General features: G+C 39.2%; 16 protein-coding genes. 15 read left to right on the top strand and 1 reads right to left on the bottom strand.

The annotated features are described in order from the left end of the window. Positions 1-393 precede the first annotated feature (393 nt). The 6 genes from glgB to O3658_RS01285 all read left to right on the top strand — a co-directional run bounded on the left by glgB (position 394) and on the right by O3658_RS01285 (position 7,849). Positions 394-2,322 carry a 1,4-alpha-glucan branching protein GlgB gene (glgB, locus tag O3658_RS01310; protein WP_371559004.1) on the top strand — a complete coding sequence of 643 codons (1,929 nt, stop codon included), beginning with the start codon at positions 394-396 and terminating at the stop codon, positions 2,320-2,322. Then, complete coding sequence (locus O3658_RS01305) at positions 2,312-3,454, top strand: glucose-1-phosphate adenylyltransferase (RefSeq protein ID WP_153225396.1); 1,143 nt, start codon at positions 2,312-2,314, stop codon at positions 3,452-3,454. Before glgB ends, O3658_RS01305 begins: the two co-directional genes overlap by 11 nt. Further along, the gene (glgD, locus tag O3658_RS01300) at positions 3,444-4,583 is read left to right on the top strand and encodes a glucose-1-phosphate adenylyltransferase subunit GlgD (protein ID WP_371559003.1); all 1,140 of its coding nucleotides are present in this window, start codon (positions 3,444-3,446) and stop codon (positions 4,581-4,583) included. Before O3658_RS01305 ends, glgD begins: the two co-directional genes overlap by 11 nt. Then, positions 4,580-6,013 (top strand): glycogen synthase GlgA, encoded by a 1,434-nt coding sequence (gene glgA / locus O3658_RS01295; RefSeq protein ID WP_371559002.1) that lies wholly within the window; start codon positions 4,580-4,582, stop codon positions 6,011-6,013. The genes glgD and glgA overlap by 4 nt, the downstream gene beginning before the upstream one ends. Positions 6,014-6,075: 62 nt before the next feature. Beyond that, positions 6,076-6,717 carry a phosphoserine phosphatase SerB gene (gene serB / locus O3658_RS01290; RefSeq protein WP_371559001.1) on the top strand — a complete coding sequence of 214 codons (642 nt, stop codon included), beginning with the start codon at positions 6,076-6,078 and terminating at the stop codon, positions 6,715-6,717. A 16-nt stretch (positions 6,718-6,733) separates the two neighbouring features. After that, positions 6,734-7,849 carry a glycerate kinase gene (locus O3658_RS01285; protein ID WP_371559000.1) on the top strand — a complete coding sequence of 372 codons (1,116 nt, stop codon included), beginning with the start codon at positions 6,734-6,736 and terminating at the stop codon, positions 7,847-7,849. Here O3658_RS01285 and O3658_RS01280 read toward each other — a convergent pair. Continuing rightward, complete coding sequence (locus tag O3658_RS01280) at positions 7,846-8,292, bottom strand: DUF1694 domain-containing protein (protein ID WP_371558999.1); 447 nt, start codon at positions 8,290-8,292, stop codon at positions 7,846-7,848. The genes O3658_RS01285 and O3658_RS01280 overlap by 4 nt on opposite strands. Before the next feature lie 163 nt (positions 8,293-8,455). Here O3658_RS01280 and eno point away from each other — a divergent pair, with 163 nt between their 5' ends. The 9 genes from eno to lepA all read left to right on the top strand — a co-directional run bounded on the left by eno (position 8,456) and on the right by lepA (position 17,949). Further along, positions 8,456-9,760, top strand: a complete 1,305-nt coding sequence (eno, locus tag O3658_RS01275) for a surface-displayed alpha-enolase (protein WP_155173017.1) — start codon at positions 8,456-8,458, stop codon at positions 9,758-9,760. A gap of 249 nt (positions 9,761-10,009) precedes the next feature. Continuing rightward, positions 10,010-11,350: an exodeoxyribonuclease VII large subunit gene (gene xseA / locus O3658_RS01270; protein WP_371558998.1), complete on the top strand. Its 1,341-nt coding sequence runs from the start codon at positions 10,010-10,012 to the stop codon at positions 11,348-11,350. Then, the gene (locus O3658_RS01265; RefSeq protein WP_016465776.1) at positions 11,328-11,540 is read left to right on the top strand and encodes an exodeoxyribonuclease VII small subunit; all 213 of its coding nucleotides are present in this window, start codon (positions 11,328-11,330) and stop codon (positions 11,538-11,540) included. Before xseA ends, O3658_RS01265 begins: the two co-directional genes overlap by 23 nt. Further along, the gene (locus O3658_RS01260) at positions 11,537-12,412 is read left to right on the top strand and encodes a polyprenyl synthetase family protein (protein ID WP_070460756.1); all 876 of its coding nucleotides are present in this window, start codon (positions 11,537-11,539) and stop codon (positions 12,410-12,412) included. Before O3658_RS01265 ends, O3658_RS01260 begins: the two co-directional genes overlap by 4 nt. Continuing rightward, positions 12,405-13,220: a TlyA family RNA methyltransferase gene (locus tag O3658_RS01255; RefSeq protein WP_371558997.1), complete on the top strand. Its 816-nt coding sequence runs from the start codon at positions 12,405-12,407 to the stop codon at positions 13,218-13,220. The genes O3658_RS01260 and O3658_RS01255 overlap by 8 nt, the downstream gene beginning before the upstream one ends. Next, positions 13,213-13,644 carry an arginine repressor gene (locus O3658_RS01250; RefSeq protein ID WP_049526273.1) on the top strand — a complete coding sequence of 144 codons (432 nt, stop codon included), beginning with the start codon at positions 13,213-13,215 and terminating at the stop codon, positions 13,642-13,644. Before O3658_RS01255 ends, O3658_RS01250 begins: the two co-directional genes overlap by 8 nt. 6 nt (positions 13,645-13,650) lie before the next feature. Continuing rightward, positions 13,651-15,318: a DNA repair protein RecN gene (recN, locus tag O3658_RS01245; RefSeq protein WP_371558996.1), complete on the top strand. Its 1,668-nt coding sequence runs from the start codon at positions 13,651-13,653 to the stop codon at positions 15,316-15,318. Next, positions 15,319-16,047 carry a metallophosphoesterase family protein gene (locus O3658_RS01240; RefSeq protein WP_371558995.1) on the top strand — a complete coding sequence of 243 codons (729 nt, stop codon included), beginning with the start codon at positions 15,319-15,321 and terminating at the stop codon, positions 16,045-16,047. It begins immediately after the preceding gene. Between the two features lie 78 nt (positions 16,048-16,125). Beyond that, the gene (gene lepA, locus O3658_RS01235) at positions 16,126-17,949 is read left to right on the top strand and encodes a translation elongation factor 4 (protein ID WP_001047207.1); all 1,824 of its coding nucleotides are present in this window, start codon (positions 16,126-16,128) and stop codon (positions 17,947-17,949) included. Positions 17,950-18,000 lie beyond the last annotated feature (51 nt).

Below are 18,000 nucleotides of genomic sequence, written 5' to 3'. Positions count from 1 at the left end.
TGAACCAAAACTCAAGATTTATGCTTGAGTTTTTTTATATTCCTAGACCTAAAAATAAAAATGGAACTATTACTAAAAATGATTGAAAATTTCAGAAAATTTGGTAAAATTATATAAAAAGAGTTATCTACGAATATTATATTACCGAAATCTAAAAACGTTCAGTTTTTAATCGAGTTATTTTATATATAAATAATGAGAGTTATTTTTGTAATAGTAGCTAATAGAAAATTCCATCGCCTATTATCATTTATGAAAATTTTAGAAATGTTAAGATAACTATATGAAGATTTTCGAAAAAAATTTTAGGAGAATTCGGAAATTAGTTGAAAGTTTTCTTAAAAGGTAGTATAATAGAAATATAGAAAACGCTTACAATAAAAGGGGGATTCAATGGATAAATTTGAGGCTTTAAGAACTTTTACTAGTGGCGAAAATTTTCATCTTCAGCACTATTTGGGAGCGCATCGTGAAGAAAGAGACGGTGAGTATGGCTATACATTCCGTGTCTGGGCGCCAAATGCGCAGGCTGTCCATCTAGTTGGTGATTTTACTAACTGGGCTGAAAATCAAATCCCCATGGTTCGTAATGAATCTGGAGTTTGGGAAGTTTTTACAACTTTAGCTCAAGAGGGGCATATTTATAAATATCATATTACTCGTGCTAATGGTCATCAGCTTATGAAGATTGATCCTTTGGCAGTACGCTATGAAGCTCGTCCGGGAACAGGAGCTGTTTTAACAGAAATACCTGAGAAAAAATGGAAGGACGGCCTCTGGTTAGCTCGCAGAAAACGTTGGGGATTTTTCGAGAGACCGGTCAACATTTATGAGGTGCATGCAGGATCTTGGAAGAGAAATCCTGATGGAACCCCTTATAGTTTTGCTCAACTTAAAGAAGAGCTCCTCCCATATCTCGTTGAGATGAACTATACTCACATCGAGTTTATGCCTTTGATGGCTCACCCACTTGGTTTGAGTTGGGGTTATCAGCTCATGGGTTACTTTGCTTTAGAGCATGCCTATGGACGTCCAGAAGAGTTTCAAGACTTTGTTGAGGAATGTCACATCAACAATATCGGTGTAGTTGTGGATTGGGTGCCAGGTCACTTTACAATCAATGATGACGCTTTGGCATACTACGACGGTACACCGACTTTCGAATACCAGGATCATAATAAGGCTAACAACTACGGTTGGGGAGCACTCAACTTTGACCTTGGTAAAAATGAAGTCCAATCTTTCTTGATTTCTAGCATTAAGTTCTGGATTGATTTCTATCACCTAGATGGTATTCGTGTTGATGCTGTAAGTAATATTCTCTATCTAGATTATGACAATGCTCCATGGACACCAAATAAAGACGGTGGCAATCTCAACTATGAAGGCTATTATTTCCTACAACGTTTGAACGACGTTATTAAACTAGCTCATCCGGATGTTATGATGATTGCAGAGGAGTCTTCTTCAGGTACCAAGATTACTGGCATGAAGGAAATGGGTGGACTTGGATTTGACTACAAGTGGAACATGGGTTGGATGAATGACATCCTACGTTTCTACGAAGAAGATCCCATTTACCGCAAGTATGACTTTAATCTTGTGACCTTCAGCTTTATGTATGTATTCAAAGAAAACTATCTCCTACCATTTTCACATGATGAGGTTGTCCACGGTAAGAAGAGTATGATGCATAAGATGTGGGGAGACCGTTACAATCAATTTGCTGGCCTGAGAAACCTTTATACTTATCAAATTTGTCACCCTGGTAAGAAATTACTCTTTATGGGTAGCGAATTCGGTCAATTCTTAGAGTGGAAATCAGAAGAGCAATTAGAGTGGTCAAACCTTGAAGATCCAATGAATGCTAAGATGAAATACTTCACATCTCAACTGAATCAACTTTATAAAGACCATCGTTGTCTTTGGGAAATTGATACAAGTTATGATGGAATTGAAATCATCGATGCTGATAATAGAGATCAGAGTGTTCTATCCTTTATTCGTAAAGGTAAAAAAGGTGAGATGCTAGTCTGTGTCTTTAACATGGCACCGGTTGAACGTCCTGATTTTACAATTGGATTACCAGTTGCAGGTATTTACGAAGAAATTTGGAATACAGAGTTGGAACAATGGGGTGGAGTTTGGAAAGAACACAACCAAACTGTTCAAACTCAAGAAGGGTTATGGAAGGATTATGAGCAGACATTGACCTTTACTTTGCCAGCTATGGGTGCAAGTATTTGGAAAATCAAACGTCGCTTGAAACCTGCTAAAACTGTCACAAATAAGACTCAAAAAGGAGTAGAAAATGAAGAATGAAATGCTAGCTTTAATCCTTGCTGGTGGGCAAGGAACTCGTCTCGGTAAACTCACTCAAAGCATTGCTAAACCTGCCGTGCAATTTGGTGGGCGCTACCGTATCATTGATTTTGCTCTTTCAAACTGTGCCAACTCTGGTATCCACAATGTTGGGGTTATCACACAGTATCAACCACTAGCTCTCAACAGCCACATTGGTAATGGTTCTAGTTGGGGTCTAGACGGCATCGACACAGGTGTTTCTATCCTTCAACCCTACTCTGCAAGTGAGGGGAATCGTTGGTTTGAAGGTACAAGTCATGCCATTTACCAAAACATCGACTATATCGACAGTATCAATCCCGAGTATGTTTTGATTCTTTCAGGAGACCATATCTACAAAATGGACTATGATGATATGCTCCAATCACACAAGGACAATAATGCCAGCTTGACAGTTGCTGTCTTAGATGTGCCACTTAAAGAAGCTAGCCGTTTTGGTATCATGAATACAGATGCTAACAATCGCATTGTTGAGTTTGAAGAAAAACCAGCTGAACCAAAATCAACTAAGGCATCAATGGGTATCTATATCTTTGACTGGAAACGACTTCGCAATATGTTAGTTGCAGCTGAAAAGGCCAACCTAGACATGTCAGACTTCGGTAAAAATGTTATTCCAAACTATCTTGAAACAGGTGAAAGTGTCTATGCTTATGAATTCAACGGATACTGGAAGGACGTTGGTACTATCGAATCTCTTTGGGAAGCAAATATGGAATACATCTCTCCAGAGAATGCTCTAGATAGCCGTAACCGTCAATGGAAAATTTATTCTCGTAACCTTATCGCTCCACCAAACTTCCTTGGAGAATTCGCTCAAGTAGAAGACTCTCTTGTAGTGGATGGATGTTACGTAAATGGTACAGTAAAACACTCTATCCTTTCTACAGCAGCTCAAGTTCGTAAGGGAGCAGAAGTTGTTGATTCTGTTATCATGAGTGGAGCAGTTATTGGTAGAGGTGCTAAAATTACACGTGCAATCATCGGTGAAGGAGCAGTCATCGCTGATGGTGTTGAAATTGATGGTACAGAAGAAGTACAAGTAGTCGGATATAACGAAGTAGTGGGGGTAGCAACAGATGAAGATTGATAAATATTCAGCGATTTTAGGAAATACCGTTGGTTTCCATGATATGTCAACTTTGACAAGTAACCGTCCAGTGGCAACTTTACCATTTGGAGGAAAGTATCGTTTGATTGACTTCCCACTTTCAAGTTTAGCTAATGCAGGTGTTCGTAGTATCTTTGGAATTTTCCAACAAGATAACATCAGCTCTGTATTTGACCATATTCGTTCAGGACGTGAATGGGGCTTGAATACACTTCTTAGCCACTACTATCTTGGAATCTACAATACTCGTGTAGAAAGCAGTACAGTTGGAAAAGAGTACTATAAACAACTCTTAACTTACTTAAAACGTTCAGGTTCAGACCAAACAGTTTCCTTGAACTCTGATGTTTTGGTGAATATTGATCTCAATCAAGTTTTCCATTTGCATAATACAACAAAATCACCGATTACAGTAGTTTATAAGAAATTACCTAAGAAAGATATTTCAGAAGTAAATGCAATCCTTGATATCGATGAAACTGACCATGTGCTTTCTCACAAACTCTTTGATAAAAAATCAAACCAAGAATACTACAACATGTCGACAGATATCTTTGTTGTAGACACTCAATGGTTGATTAAACGTTTGGAAGAAGAAGCTCAAAAAGAATATCCAGAAAAATTACGTTATGTTCTTCGTGATTTGGCAGCCAAAGAAGGTGCTTTTGCATATGAATATACAGGTTACCTAGCCAATATTCATTCAGTAGAAACATATTACCAAGCTAATTTAGATATGCTTGATCCGCATAAATTCTACTCTTTGTTCTCGCCAAATCAAAAGATTCACACTAAAGTTAAAAACGAAGAGCCTACTTACTATGCACCTGGTTCTAAAGTAAACACATCTCAATTTGCTTCTGGTAGTATCATTGAGGGTGAAGTGGATAAATCTGTTATTTCGCGTAATGTTCGTATCAATAAAGACAGCTTGGTTAAAGAATCTCTTATCTTCCCTCGCGTTGTCGTTGGAAAAGGTGCACAAGTTGAGTATGCAATTGTTGATAAGGGTGCTGAAATAGCTGAGGGAGTTGTCGTTCGAGGTACAGCAGAAAATCCTGTTGTCATCAAAAAAGGCGAAAAAGTAACAGAGGATGTCCTTTCATGAAAATTTTATTTGTAGCAGCAGAGGGCGCTCCCTTTTCAAAAACAGGTGGATTGGGAGACGTTATCGGAGCACTTCCAAAATCATTAGTAAAAGCTGGGCATGAAGTTGCTGTTATCCTGCCATACTATGACATGGTAGAAGCCAAGTTTGGTGATCAGATTGAAGATGTCCTTCAATTCGAAGTCTATGTTGGTTGGCGCAGACAATTTTGTGGAATTAAGAAAACTGTTTTAAACGGTGTTACTTTCTACTTCATCGACAATCAATATTATTTCTTCCGTGGACATGTTTATGGAGATTTCGATGATGGTGAACGTTTTGCCTTCTTCCAACTTGCTGCCCTTGAAGCTATGGAGCGTATCGGATTTATCCCTGATGTCCTCCACGCTCATGACTACCATACAGCAATGATTCCTTTCTTGTTGAAAGAAAAATACAGATGGATTCAAGCTTACCAAGGAATCAAGACTGTTTTGACCATTCATAACTTGGAATTTCAAGGTCAATTCTCTGAAAGCATGCTTTGGGACTTGTTCAGGGTTGGATTTGAGCGCTACGCTGATGGAACAGTTCGTTGGAATGATTGTCTTAACTGGATGAAGGCTGGTATTCTTTATGCCGATCGTGTATCAACCGTGTCACCGAGCTATGCTTATGAGATCATGACTACAGAGTTTGGTTGCGGTATTGATCAGATTCTTCGTATGGAATCTGGTAAGGTTTCAGGTATTGTTAATGGTATTGATACAGATTTGTACAACCCAGAGACGGATGCTTTACTTGAGTATCATTTTAATAAAACTGATTTGTCAGGAAAAGCTCAAAATAAAGCGAAACTTCAAGAAAGAGTTGGTCTTCCAGTACGTCCTGATGTGCCAATGATTGGTATCGTGTCACGTTTGACTCGTCAGAAGGGCTTTGATGTGGTAGTTGAAAGCCTGCATCGTATGCTTCAAGAGGATATTCAAATTGTTCTCTTGGGAACTGGAGATCCAGGATTTGAACAAGCTTTCTCTTGGTTTAGTCAAGTATTCCCAGAAAAACTTTCTGCCAATATTACTTTCGATGTGAAATTAGCTCAAGAAATCTACGCTGCTTGTGATTTGTTCCTTATGCCAAGTCGTTTTGAACCGTGTGGACTTTCACAAATGATGGCCATGAGATATGGAACACTTCCTTTAGTAAACGAGGTGGGTGGCCTTAGAGATACTGTTCAAGCTTTTAACCCAATTGAAGGAACAGGTACAGGCTTTAGCTTTAACAACCTAACTCCATACTGGCTCAACTGGGCATTGCAAACTGCTTTGGACGTTTATCATAACCATCCTGACGTATGGAAAAACATGCAAGTTCAGGCTATGGAATGTGATTTCTCTTGGGATACAGCTTGCAAGTCATATCTTGATTTGTATCATAGCTTAGCAAACTAAATAGTTAAAATCGTATGATACCTTCATACGATTTTTTGAGATTATGAAAGTAAGGCAATTATATGAAAAAAATTAAAGGACTCTGTGTACTGGATGTTGATGGGACACTGATAGAAGAGGAAGTTATTGATTTGTTGGGGAAAGAAGCAGAATGTGAAGAAAAAGTAGCTCTACTGACTGTCCAAGCTATGAGAGGAGAACTTGATTTTGAAGAAAGCCTGAGAAAACGTGTTTCTTTATTAAAAGGACTATCTGTAGATACTTTTGATAAGATTTATCATGAACTACACCTTAGTAAAAATGCTGCGCAATTTATTAATACTCTGCAAAAAAATCAGATAGAAGTGGGTCTAGTTTCGGGTGGATTTACACCTGTGGTTGAAAGAATAGCAAAAGATTTAGGGATTTCATTATTTGCTGCTAATCAACTGGAAATCAGAGATGGTTATTTAACTGGAAATCTTGTTGGTCCTATTATCAGCAGAGAAGTTAAAAAAGAAACCCTAGTAAGATGGGCTGATGAATTAGAGGTACCAATTGATAGAACAATTGCTATTGGAGATGGAGCTAATGATTTAGCAATGTTGAAGAGAGCTGGAATCGGCATTGGCTTCTGTGCCAAAGAAATCGTGAAAGAGGAAATTCCCCTTCAAATTGAAGATAGAGATTTAACAAAAGTATTGAATCTGATAGATTTCCTTTGATTAGAAAGATGAGTGTATGAAAATTGTTATCGCGCCTGACTCTTTTAAGGAGAGTCTCCCTGCAAACCAAGTGGCTGAAGCTATTAAACGAGGTTTTAAAAAGGCACTACCTGATTCGGAATGTTTACTTTTACCAGTTGGAGATGGTGGAGAAGGAACAGTAGATGCCATTAAAAATTCACTTGGTCTTGTAGAAAAAACTGCTTTAGTGACAGGTCCCTTTGGAGATGAGATTCAAATGACTTATGTTCAAAAAGGAGAACTTGCTCTGTTCGAGGTGGCTGATCTAGTTGGGCTTGCTAAAATTCCTATTGAAAAACGAAATCCACTGAAGATTCAAACAAAGGGGATTGGTCAACTGATCCTATATTTAATCGAACAAGGAATGAAAGAAATCTATATAGGAGTTGGTGGGACATCCAGTAACGATGGTGGGATTGGTATTGCTTCAGGACTTGGTTACCAGTTCTATGACAAAAATGGAGATGAACTTCTAGCTATTGGTCAGTCTTTGTTTGAAATTACTGATATCTCAAAGGAGAAAGTTATATCTATTCCTTCTGATGTGCGTATCAAAATCTTAGCAGATGTTACCAATCCTCTTTGTGGACCTCATGGAGCTACACATTCATTTGGAATGCAAAAAGGATTAGATCCAGCTCAATTTCAAAAAGTTGATGATGCTGTTGAAAACTTTTACCACAAAGTTGAACCTGAAATTCTAAGTCTTGAAGGAGCTGGAGCAGGTGGTGGTATTGCAGCTGGCTTATGTGCTTATGCTGGAGCAACAATTGTGTCTGGTATTCAAACTTGTTTAGATCTAATCGGTTTTGATCAGAAGGTTGCGGATGCAGATCTTGTCATCGTTGGTGAAGGTAGGTTAGATTCTCAAAGTTTATCTGGTAAGGCTCCAATCGGAGTAGCAAAAAGAACACCAAATGGTGTTCCAGTTATTGCTATTTGTGGTAGTTTAGCTGAGGATTTACCTCCTTTACCATTTGAGAATGTCATAGCTGCTTTTTCAATACTAGAAAAAAGCGAACCATTAGAAGATAGTTTAAAAAATGCAGCTATCTATTTAGAAGATACAGCTGCAAACATTGGTCAAATTTTAGCTTTGAAGAAAAATTAACCAAACCATTTTTTCCAAAGAGAAGTAGGAGCTTTTTTCATCTCTTTTTCCTGCCATAAGTCTGAAAAGGCCTTTCTGAGGTCTTTTTCACTTGTTTGAACAGGGGCATCGCTATGGATAACTAGGCCAAAAGGAGAAGAGTTATGATCTTCAGAAACGATGGTCGCTTGGCAGTCAGCATCTTTGGCTTGTTTTAGATAATAGACCTGCTTTTCAAATACTACCTGAGGAGAAATTTTGACAAAAAGAGGTTCGGTTTCTTTTTTAAAAGTCTCTAAAATTGTTAAAAATGCCTTTTGAAATTTGACATCATTCGCAGTAGCGAGTTCAGCGTAGCCAAGAACACGTTCTTCAAAGGTACCAAGAAAACGTCTTTGTTCGTCTGGATTTAACTTAAGTCCACCATTGGCTTTTTCTAATATTTGTTTAGATATATCAGTCATAAATATAGTATATCATAAAAGTCTATAGATAAGGCGGAAAAGAAAGCGATTACTTAACAAAGTTAAGGAAAATTTGCACAAAAATAACGTTTTTTCTTGAAAAAGGTATCTTTTTGATGTATCATAGAGGTGTAAAATAATTTAACTCAAAGGAGAGTAAAAAATGTCAATTATTACTGATGTTTACGCTCGCGAAGTCCTAGACTCACGCGGTAACCCAACACTTGAAGTAGAAGTATATACTGAATCAGGTGCTCATGGACGTGGTATGGTTCCATCAGGAGCTTCTACTGGTGAACACGAAGCAGTTGAACTTCGTGACGGTGACAAATCTCGTTACGGTGGTCTTGGTACTCAAAAAGCTGTTGACAACGTAAACAACATTATTGCTGAAGCAATCATCGGCTATGATGTACGTGATCAACAAGCTATCGACCGTGCTATGATCGCTCTTGACGGTACTCCTAACAAAGGTAAATTGGGAGCAAACGCAATCCTTGGTGTGTCTATCGCTGTAGCTCGTGCTGCTGCTGACTACCTTGAAATCCCACTTTACAGCTACCTTGGTGGATTCAACACTAAAGTTCTTCCAACTCCAATGATGAACATCATCAATGGTGGATCTCACTCAGATGCTCCAATCGCTTTCCAAGAATTCATGATCGTACCTGCTGGTGCACCTACATTCAAAGAAGCTCTTCGTTGGGGTGCTGAAATCTTCCACGCTCTTAAGAAAATCCTTAAAGGTCGTGGTCTTGAAACAGCCGTTGGTGACGAAGGTGGATTTGCTCCTCGTTTCGACGGAACTGAAGATGGTGTAGAAACTATCATCGCTGCTATCGAAGCTGCTGGTTATGTTCCAGGTAAAGACGTATTTATCGGATTTGACTGTGCATCATCAGAATTCTACGATAAAGAACGCAAAGTTTACGATTACACTAAATTCGAAGGTGAAGGCGCTGCTGTTCGTACTGCTGAAGAACAAATCGCTTACCTTGAAGGATTGGTTGACAAATACCCTATCATACTTATCGAAGATGGTATGGATGAAAACGACTGGGAAGGTTGGAAAGCTCTTACTGAACGTCTTGGTGGTAAAGTTCAATTGATTGGTGACGACCTCTTCGTAACAAACACTGATTACCTTTCACGTGGTATCGAAGAAGGTGCTGCTAACTCAATCCTTATCAAAGTTAACCAAATCGGTACTCTTACTGAAACATTCGACGCTATCGAAATGGCGAAAGAAGCTGGTTACACTGCCGTTGTATCACACCGTTCAGGTGAAACTGAAGATTCAACAATCGCTGATATCGCAGTTGCAACAAACGCAGGACAAATCAAGACTGGTTCACTTTCACGTACAGACCGTATCGCTAAATACAACCAATTGCTTCGCATCGAAGATCAACTTGGTGAAGTAGCTGAATACCGTGGATTGAAATCATTCTACAACCTTAAGAAATAAAATAGTTCAGTGAACTATTTTATCCCGAACCTTGAAACTCAAAAGTTCGGTCGTTGATTTAACAACGTTTTAAGCCCCTCGGATTTTATCCGAAGGGTTTTTTTCTGTTCGAGGGGCAAAAATATTAAGAAATAATTTCGCACATAAATTGCCTGTATTTTCACTATTCTAGGTGGAAATTAAAGATTTTTAAGCATATTTTTGGTATAATAATACCCAGGAAAAACTAGAGAAAAGAAGGAGGTAGAGATGGAAAAGTATTTATCGGTTACAACTTTGACCAAGTATTTAAAAATGAAATTCGATAAAGACCCCTACTTGGAACGGGTATATTTAACTGGTCAAGTCTCTAACTTCCGTAAGCGTCCAACCCATCAGTATTTTTCTCTTAAAGATGACCGAGCGGTTATTCAGGCGACAATTTGGTCGGGGGTCTACCAACGTTTGGGATTTGACTTGGAAGAAGGGATGAAGATCAATGTGGTTGGTCGTGTCCAAGTCTATGAGCCAAGTGGAAGTTATTCGATTATCATTGAAAAAGCTGAACCAGATGGTGTCGGTGCCTTAGCTATCCAATTTGAACAACTTAAGAAGAAACTGGCAGAAGAAGGTTTGTTTCAAGAGCGATTTAAACAATCTTTACCACAATTTTCAAAAAAAATAGGTGTGGTGACCAGCCGTAGTGGAGCTGTTATCCAGGATATCATTACAACTGTAAGCAGACGCTTCCCTGGTGTGGAAATTGTCTTATATCCTACTAAAGTTCAAGGTGAGGGTGCTGCAAAGGAGATTGCTCGTAATATAACTCGAGCCAATGAACGTAAGGATTTAGATGTTCTGATTATTGGTCGTGGGGGAGGTTCCATTGAAGATCTTTGGGCCTTTAACGAAGAAATTGTAGTTCGAGCAATTTTTGAATCTCGTTTACCGATTATTTCGAGTGTAGGTCATGAAACAGATGTCACCTTGGCTGATTTTGTTGCTGACAAGAGAGCAGCAACACCGACAGCAGCGGCTGAACTTGCGACACCAGTAACTAAGTTAGATCTTTTGACCTATCTTCAGAATCAAGAAAAACGCATGACTACAGCGGTTAAGCATACCTTGTCAAAGAAACAAGAAGCTTTGAGAATCCTCAGTCAATCGGTCATCTTCAGACAACCAGAGCGTTTATATGACGGTTATCTACAACGCTTAGATCAGTTACAGCTGCGACTGAAGCAAGGACTGAATGCCGAATTGGTTCGTAATCAACAAAAGGTGCAAGAACAAGTCCACCGTTTGGAACAATTATCACCAATCATCAAAATCCAGCGTTATCAGGATCGTATTTTCCAACTTCAAAAACTAATGCGAAGCCAGATGGCTGTGATCTATGATGCAAAAGTAGCAGAAGTAAAACGACTATCAGAAGCTCTCCTTATGCTAGATACTAGTCGAATTGTAGCCAGAGGTTATGCAATTGTCAAAAAAGGAGAAGTCGTAGTCGCTTCTGCGAAAGATTTGAAAGAAAATGACCAAGTATCACTGTTGATGCGGGACGGTCAAGTAGAATTAGAGGTAAGAGATGTCAAAACAAAAGAAATTTGAGGAAAATCTAGCAGAACTTGAAACGATTGTTCAAAGCTTAGAAAATGGTGAAATTGCTTTGGAAGATGCTATTGCTGCATTTCAAAAAGGAATGGTTCTTTCAAAAGAATTGCAAGCAACACTTGATAAAGCAGAAAAGACTTTGGTCAAGGTGATGCAAGAAGATGGAACAGAAAGTGAACTTGTATGAACAAGCAGGAAAAACTAGCATTGGTCGAGTCAGCTCTTGAAGATTTTTATGGCAACCAACAATTTGCGTCCAGTTTAAGAGAATCTGTTCTCTATTCCGTCCATGCTGGTGGTAAACGGATTCGTCCTTATTTACTTTTAGAAGTTTTGGACTCCTTGCAAGTGCCTATCACTCAGGAACATGCTCAAGTTGCAGCAGCGCTTGAGATGATTCACACTGGAAGTTTGATTCATGATGATCTTCCTGCTATGGATAATGATGATTATCGTCGGGGGCGTTTGACCAACCATAAGGTGTATGGTGAAGCTCTAGCTATTTTAGCAGGGGATGCGCTTTTTTTGGATCCCTATGCTTTAATTGCTCAAGCTGATTTACCAAGTCAAACCAAGGTTGATTTAATAGCTAATTTATCACTTGCTTCTGGAAGTATGGGGATGGTAGCTGGTCAAGTGTTAGATATGGAAGGTGAAGGTCAACAGTTAAGTCTAGAAGAACTTCAGACCATTCATGCTAATAAGACCGGTAAACTTTTAGCCTTTCCTTTCCAAGCGGCTGGAATCATTGCTGGATTGGATGAAAATCTTCAGAAGCAGCTTAAAACAGTTGGCGAGTTGATTGGCCTGGCTTTCCAAGTGAGAGATGATGTGCTTGATGTTACAGCAAGTTTTGAGGAAATCGGCAAGACACCCCAGAAAGATTTGCAAGCCGAAAAGTCAACCTATCCTGCCTTGTTGGGATTAGATCAGGCGATAGCGTTTTGCAATCAAACTTTGGATCAAGCTAATGCGAAACTCGAAGAGATTAGCCAAGTTGTGAGCTTTGACAAAGAACCAATTGTGAAAATAGTAGAAAGTTTGAGAATCAATGGCTAAGGAAAGAGTAGATGTACTAGCTTACAAACAAGGTTTATTTGAAACGAGAGAACAAGCCAAACGTGGTGTTATGGCAGGTTTGGTAGTCGCTGTTTTAAATGGTGAACGATTTGATAAACCAGGAGAAAAAATTCCTGATGATACAGAGTTGAAACTCAAGGGTGAGAAACTTAAGTATGTCAGTCGTGGTGGCTTGAAACTTGAGAAGGCGCTAGATATTTTTGATCTATCAGTTGAGGGACAAACGACCATTGATATCGGAGCTTCAACTGGAGGTTTTACGGATGTCATGTTGCAAAATGGTGCTAAACTAGTTTTTGCAGTTGATGTTGGTATTAACCAACTGGCATGGAAATTACGCCAAGACCCTCGTGTTGTCAGTATGGAGCAGTTTAATTTCCGTTATGCGGAAAAAACTGATTTTGATCAGGAACCAAGTTTTGCCAGTATCGATGTCAGTTTTATTTCCCTAGGCCTCATTTTACCAGCCTTGCACCGAGTTTTAGCTGCTCAAGGTCAGGTTGTAGCTTTAGTTAAGCCTCAATTTGAGGCTGGTCGAGAACAGATTGGTAAAAATGGAATTATCAGAGATGCCAAAGTTCACCAAAATGTTTTAGAATCAGTTACTAAAATGGCAGTTGATGAAGGATTTTCAGTCTTAGGATTGGACTATTCTCCTATTCAAGGTGGTCATGGGAATATCGAGTTTTTAGCCTATTTGCGAAAAGAAGACCAGGCAAGTAATCAGGTTGTTATTGAAATAGATAAAGTTGTAGAGAGAGCGCATAGAGAGTTTAAAGATGAATAAAAAAGAGAGACTTGAAAAAATTAGAAGATTTGTTACAGATTATCAAATCGGAACACAGGAAGAAATCGTTGAACACTTGAGAGAAGCGGGTATCTCTGCTACTCAAGCAACAGTCTCCCGAGATATTAAAGAATTAGGTATTGTAAAAATTCCATTGAAGGACAATACTTACATTTATGAATTACCAAAATCAATCGTTAGAAGCTTGCAGTTGGCAGAAAATAATATTATTCATGCTGAACGCATGGGGCATATGATTAATTTGCAAGTTATTCCAGGGAATACTATTTTCGTCAAGAGTCAGTTGATGACTGTTTTTTCTGACCAAATTTTTAGCTGTATTGCTGATGATAATTCCATCTTGATGGTATTGAGAAGTGAAGAAACAGCCAAAGATATTTTTGAGCAAGTTAAAAATTGGTAGGATTATATGTTACTGGAAATTTCGATTAAAAATTTTGCTATCATCGAATCAATTTCTTTGAACTTTGAACAAGGGATGACAGTTTTAACTGGTGAAACAGGTGCGGGTAAATCAATCATTATTGATGCTATGAATATGATGTTAGGAGCTCGAGCTACAACAGAAGTTATTCGTTATGGGGCTCCAAAAGCGGAAATTGAAGGTCTTTTTTCAATTGAAAGTAATCGCGCGCTAGAAGAAATTTTTGATGAACAAGGATTAGAATTGAGTGATGAAATCATTATTCGTCGTGAAATTTTACAAAACGGCCGTAGCATCAGTCGTGTCAATGGACAGATGGTTAATCTTTCAGTATTAAGGACGATTGGTCAACAGCTAGTTGATATCCATGGTCAACATGACCAAGAGGAGTTAATGCGCCCACATCGACATATCCAGATGTTGGATGAGTTTGGGGACACTTCTTTCTTTGAAGTAAAAGAAGCCTATCAGATGAGTTTCGATAACTATCGCCGTATGCGCAAGCAAGTGTTTGATATCAAAAAAAATCAGCAGGAACACAAGGCTCGTATTGAAATGTTGGAATTTCAGATGGCTGAGATTGAAGCAGCTAATTTGAAAGCGGGTGAAGATATTGCCCTTAATCAAGAAAGAGACAAACTTCTTAACCATAAACATATCGCAGATACTTTAACAAATGCTTATAGTATGCTTGATAATGAAGAATTTTCAAGCCTTGCAAATGTTCGTTCGGCCATGAATGATATGGAAAGTCTTGAAGAGTTCGATCAAGAGTATCGAGAGATTTCAAGCTCCCTTTCTGAATCCTATTATATTCTAGAAGATATCACTAAGCGCTTGGAATCCATTATTGATGATTTAGATTTTGATGGTAATCGTCTGATGCAGGTTGAAAGCCGACTAGATTTGATTCACACCATTACCCGTAAGTATGGTGGTAGTGTGGATGATGTCCTTGAATACTTTGCCAAGATTACAGATGAATACAATCTTCTAACAGGAAATAATCTATCTTCTGAAGATATGGAAATCGAACTCAAGAAACTTGAAAAAAATCTTGTGGATCTAGCAGGTCAAGTTGCTCAAGCTCGCCATAAAATAGCGCAGGACTTAGAAGCTGAAATCAAGCAAGAATTGCAAGACCTATACATGGAGAAAGCACAATTTCAAGTTCGTTTTAGTCAAGGAAAATTCAGTCGCGAAGGTAATGAGAGTGTTGAATTTTACATTTCAACCAACCCTGGAGAAGATTTTAAACCATTAGTAAAAGTAGCTTCTGGAGGAGAATTGTCTCGTTTGATGTTGGCTATCAAGTCCGCTTTTTCTCGTAAGGAAGGCAAGACCAGTATCGTCTTTGATGAGGTGGATACGGGAGTTTCAGGTCGTGTAGCTCAAGCCATTGCACAAAAGATTCATAAAATTGGGCAGCATGGTCAAGTATTAGCTATTTCTCACCTTCCTCAAGTTATTGCGATTGCAGATTATCAGTTCTTCATCGAAAAGATTAGCAATGAACATTCAACCGTTTCAACAGTTCGCTTGTTGACAGTTGAGGAAAGGATTGAAGAAGTCGCTAAGATGTTGGCTGGGGAGAATGTGACAGAAGCAGCATTGACTCAAGCGAGAGAATTATTACAAAGTAAGGAGAAATAAATGACAGACTATTATGTAATTGGTGATGTCCACGGAAAAGCTGGAATGTTAGAAGACTTACTAAAAACATGGGATGGCAAGACTCAATTGCTCTTTCTTGGAGATTTGATTGATAGAGGAGAAGATAGCCGCCGTGTTCTTGAAATGGTCAAGGATTTGGTAGATAAGCAAGTAGCTATCTGCTTATCAGGAAACCACGAGTACATGTTTTTGACTTGGCTGGATAATCCTGAAGAAAGCTATGACCACTATCGTCGTAATGGTGGGGATACAACCATTAATTCCATTTTAGGCCGTCCACTAGATGCACCAGTAGATGGAGTAGTAGATGCGAAGCGTGTTGAGACAGAAGCAGCAGACTTAGTGGAGTTTATCCGTCAGATGCCTTTTGTCATTGAAACAGATAAGTATATTTTTGTTCATGCCGGTATTGATTTGACTTTGGATGATTGGCACGATACTACCGATTATAAGAAGGTATGGCTCAGAAAACCATTCCACGAAGCAGCCAATCATACTGGAAAAACAATTGTCTTTGGTCATACACCAGTCTATGGTTTGTTGGATCAAAAACCTGGCACATCTGAACTCTGGATAACAGAAGATGGCAAGATTGGAATGGATGGAGGAGCAGTCTATGGTGGTGTCCTTCATGGAATCGTCTTTACCGACCAAGGTATGACAGAACATTACTTCATTGAAAATAACGGCTTTGTTGCTGAAGATTAGTACTCCTAACAGGGTATGGTCTTGTCAAAATGTTAAAAACAATTTATAATTAATAGATACCCTGAAAGGAAGAGAATGATGAACTTAGAAGAATTGAAAAAACGACAGGAGAAGATTCGTAACTTCTCTATTATCGCCCATATTGACCATGGAAAGTCAACCCTAGCAGACCGTATTTTGGAAAAGACAGAGACAGTTTCCAGTCGCGAAATGCAGGCCCAACTTTTGGATAGTATGGATTTAGAGCGTGAGCGTGGAATTACGATCAAGCTTAATGCTATCGAGCTTAATTATACGGCTAAAGATGGTGAGACTTATATCTTCCACTTGATTGACACACCAGGACACGTAGACTTCACCTATGAAGTTTCACGTTCGCTAGCTGCCTGTGAAGGTGCTATTTTGGTCGTTGATGCTGCCCAAGGGATTGAGGCTCAAACCCTTGCCAATGTTTATCTGGCCTTGGATAATGATTTGGAAATCATGCCAGTTATTAACAAGATTGACCTGCCAGCTGCAGATCCAGAGCGCGTGCGTACGGAAATTGAGGATGTCATTGGTCTAGACGCTAGCGAAGCAGTATTGGCTTCAGCCAAGGCGGGTATCGGTATCGAAGAAATTCTCGAGCAAATTGTCGAAAAAGTACCAGCCCCAACAGGTGATGTGACGGCGCCACTTAAGGCATTGATTTTCGACTCTGTTTACGATGCCTACCGTGGGGTTATCCTCCAAGTGCGTGTCATGGATGGAGTGGTCAAACCTGGCGATAAGATTCAGCTTATGAGCAATGGTAAGACCTTTGATGTGACAGAAGTTGGTATTTTTACTCCGAAAGCAGTTGGTCGTGATTTTCTTGCGACTGGGGACGTTGGTTATATTGCGGCTTCTATCAAGACGGTTCAGGATACTCGTGTGGGTGATACAGTTACCTTGGCAACTAATCCTGCGGCAGAGCCCTTACATGGCTACAAGCAGATGAATCCTATGGTTTTCGCAGGTCTTTATCCAATCGAGTCAAATAAATACAACGATCTTCGTGAAGCCCTTGAAAAATTGCAACTGAATGATGCTAGTCTTCAGTTTGAACCAGAAACATCTCAGGCACTTGGATTTGGTTTTCGTTGTGGTTTCCTTGGACTTCTTCATATGGATGTTATCCAGGAACGTTTGGAACGTGAGTTCAACATCGACCTCATCATGACAGCTCCGTCTGTTATCTATAAAGTCAATCTGACAGACGGCGAGTCTATGGATGTGTCTAATCCATCTGAGTTCCCAGACCCAACTAAGATTGCGACCATTGAAGAACCATATGTTAAAGCGCAAATCATGGTACCGCAAGAGTTTGTTGGAGCAGTGATGGAGCTAGCTCAGCGCAAGCGTGGTGACTTTGTGACTATGGACTATATTGATGATAACCGTGTCAATGTTATCTATCAAATCCCACTTGCTGAAATCGTCTTTGATTTCTTTGATAAGCTTAAGTCTTCAACACGTGGTTATGCAAGTTTTGACTACGAATTGTCAGAGTACCGCCCATCTAAGCTTGTGAAAATGGATATCCTTCTCAATGGAGACAAGGTGGATGCCCTTAGCTTTATCGTTCACAAGGATTTTGCTTACGAACGTGGAAAACTCATCGTTGATAAGCTTAAGAAAATTATCCCTCGTCAACAATTCGAGGTACCAATTCAAGCAGCAATTGGACACAAGATTGTTGCTCGTACTGACATCAAGGCCCTTCGTAAGAACGTTCTTGCCAAGTGTTATGGTGGTGACGTTTCACGTAAACGTAAACTTCTCGAAAAACAAAAAGCTGGTAAGAAACGCATGAAAGCCATCGGTTCTGTAGAAGTACCTCAGGAAGCCTTCCTCAGCGTCTTGAGTATGGATGAAGAATAGTTGAGATCTCAAGAAAAAATAAGATAAATATAAAATAATGATTTTTTAAGT

Source organism: Streptococcus sp. 27098_8_69 (assembly GCF_041432445.1).
Classification (GTDB): Bacteria; Bacillota; Bacilli; order Lactobacillales; family Streptococcaceae; genus Streptococcus.
The sequence above is the reverse complement of the archived record's forward strand: the minus strand, read 5'-3'. Positions and strand labels throughout refer to the sequence as shown.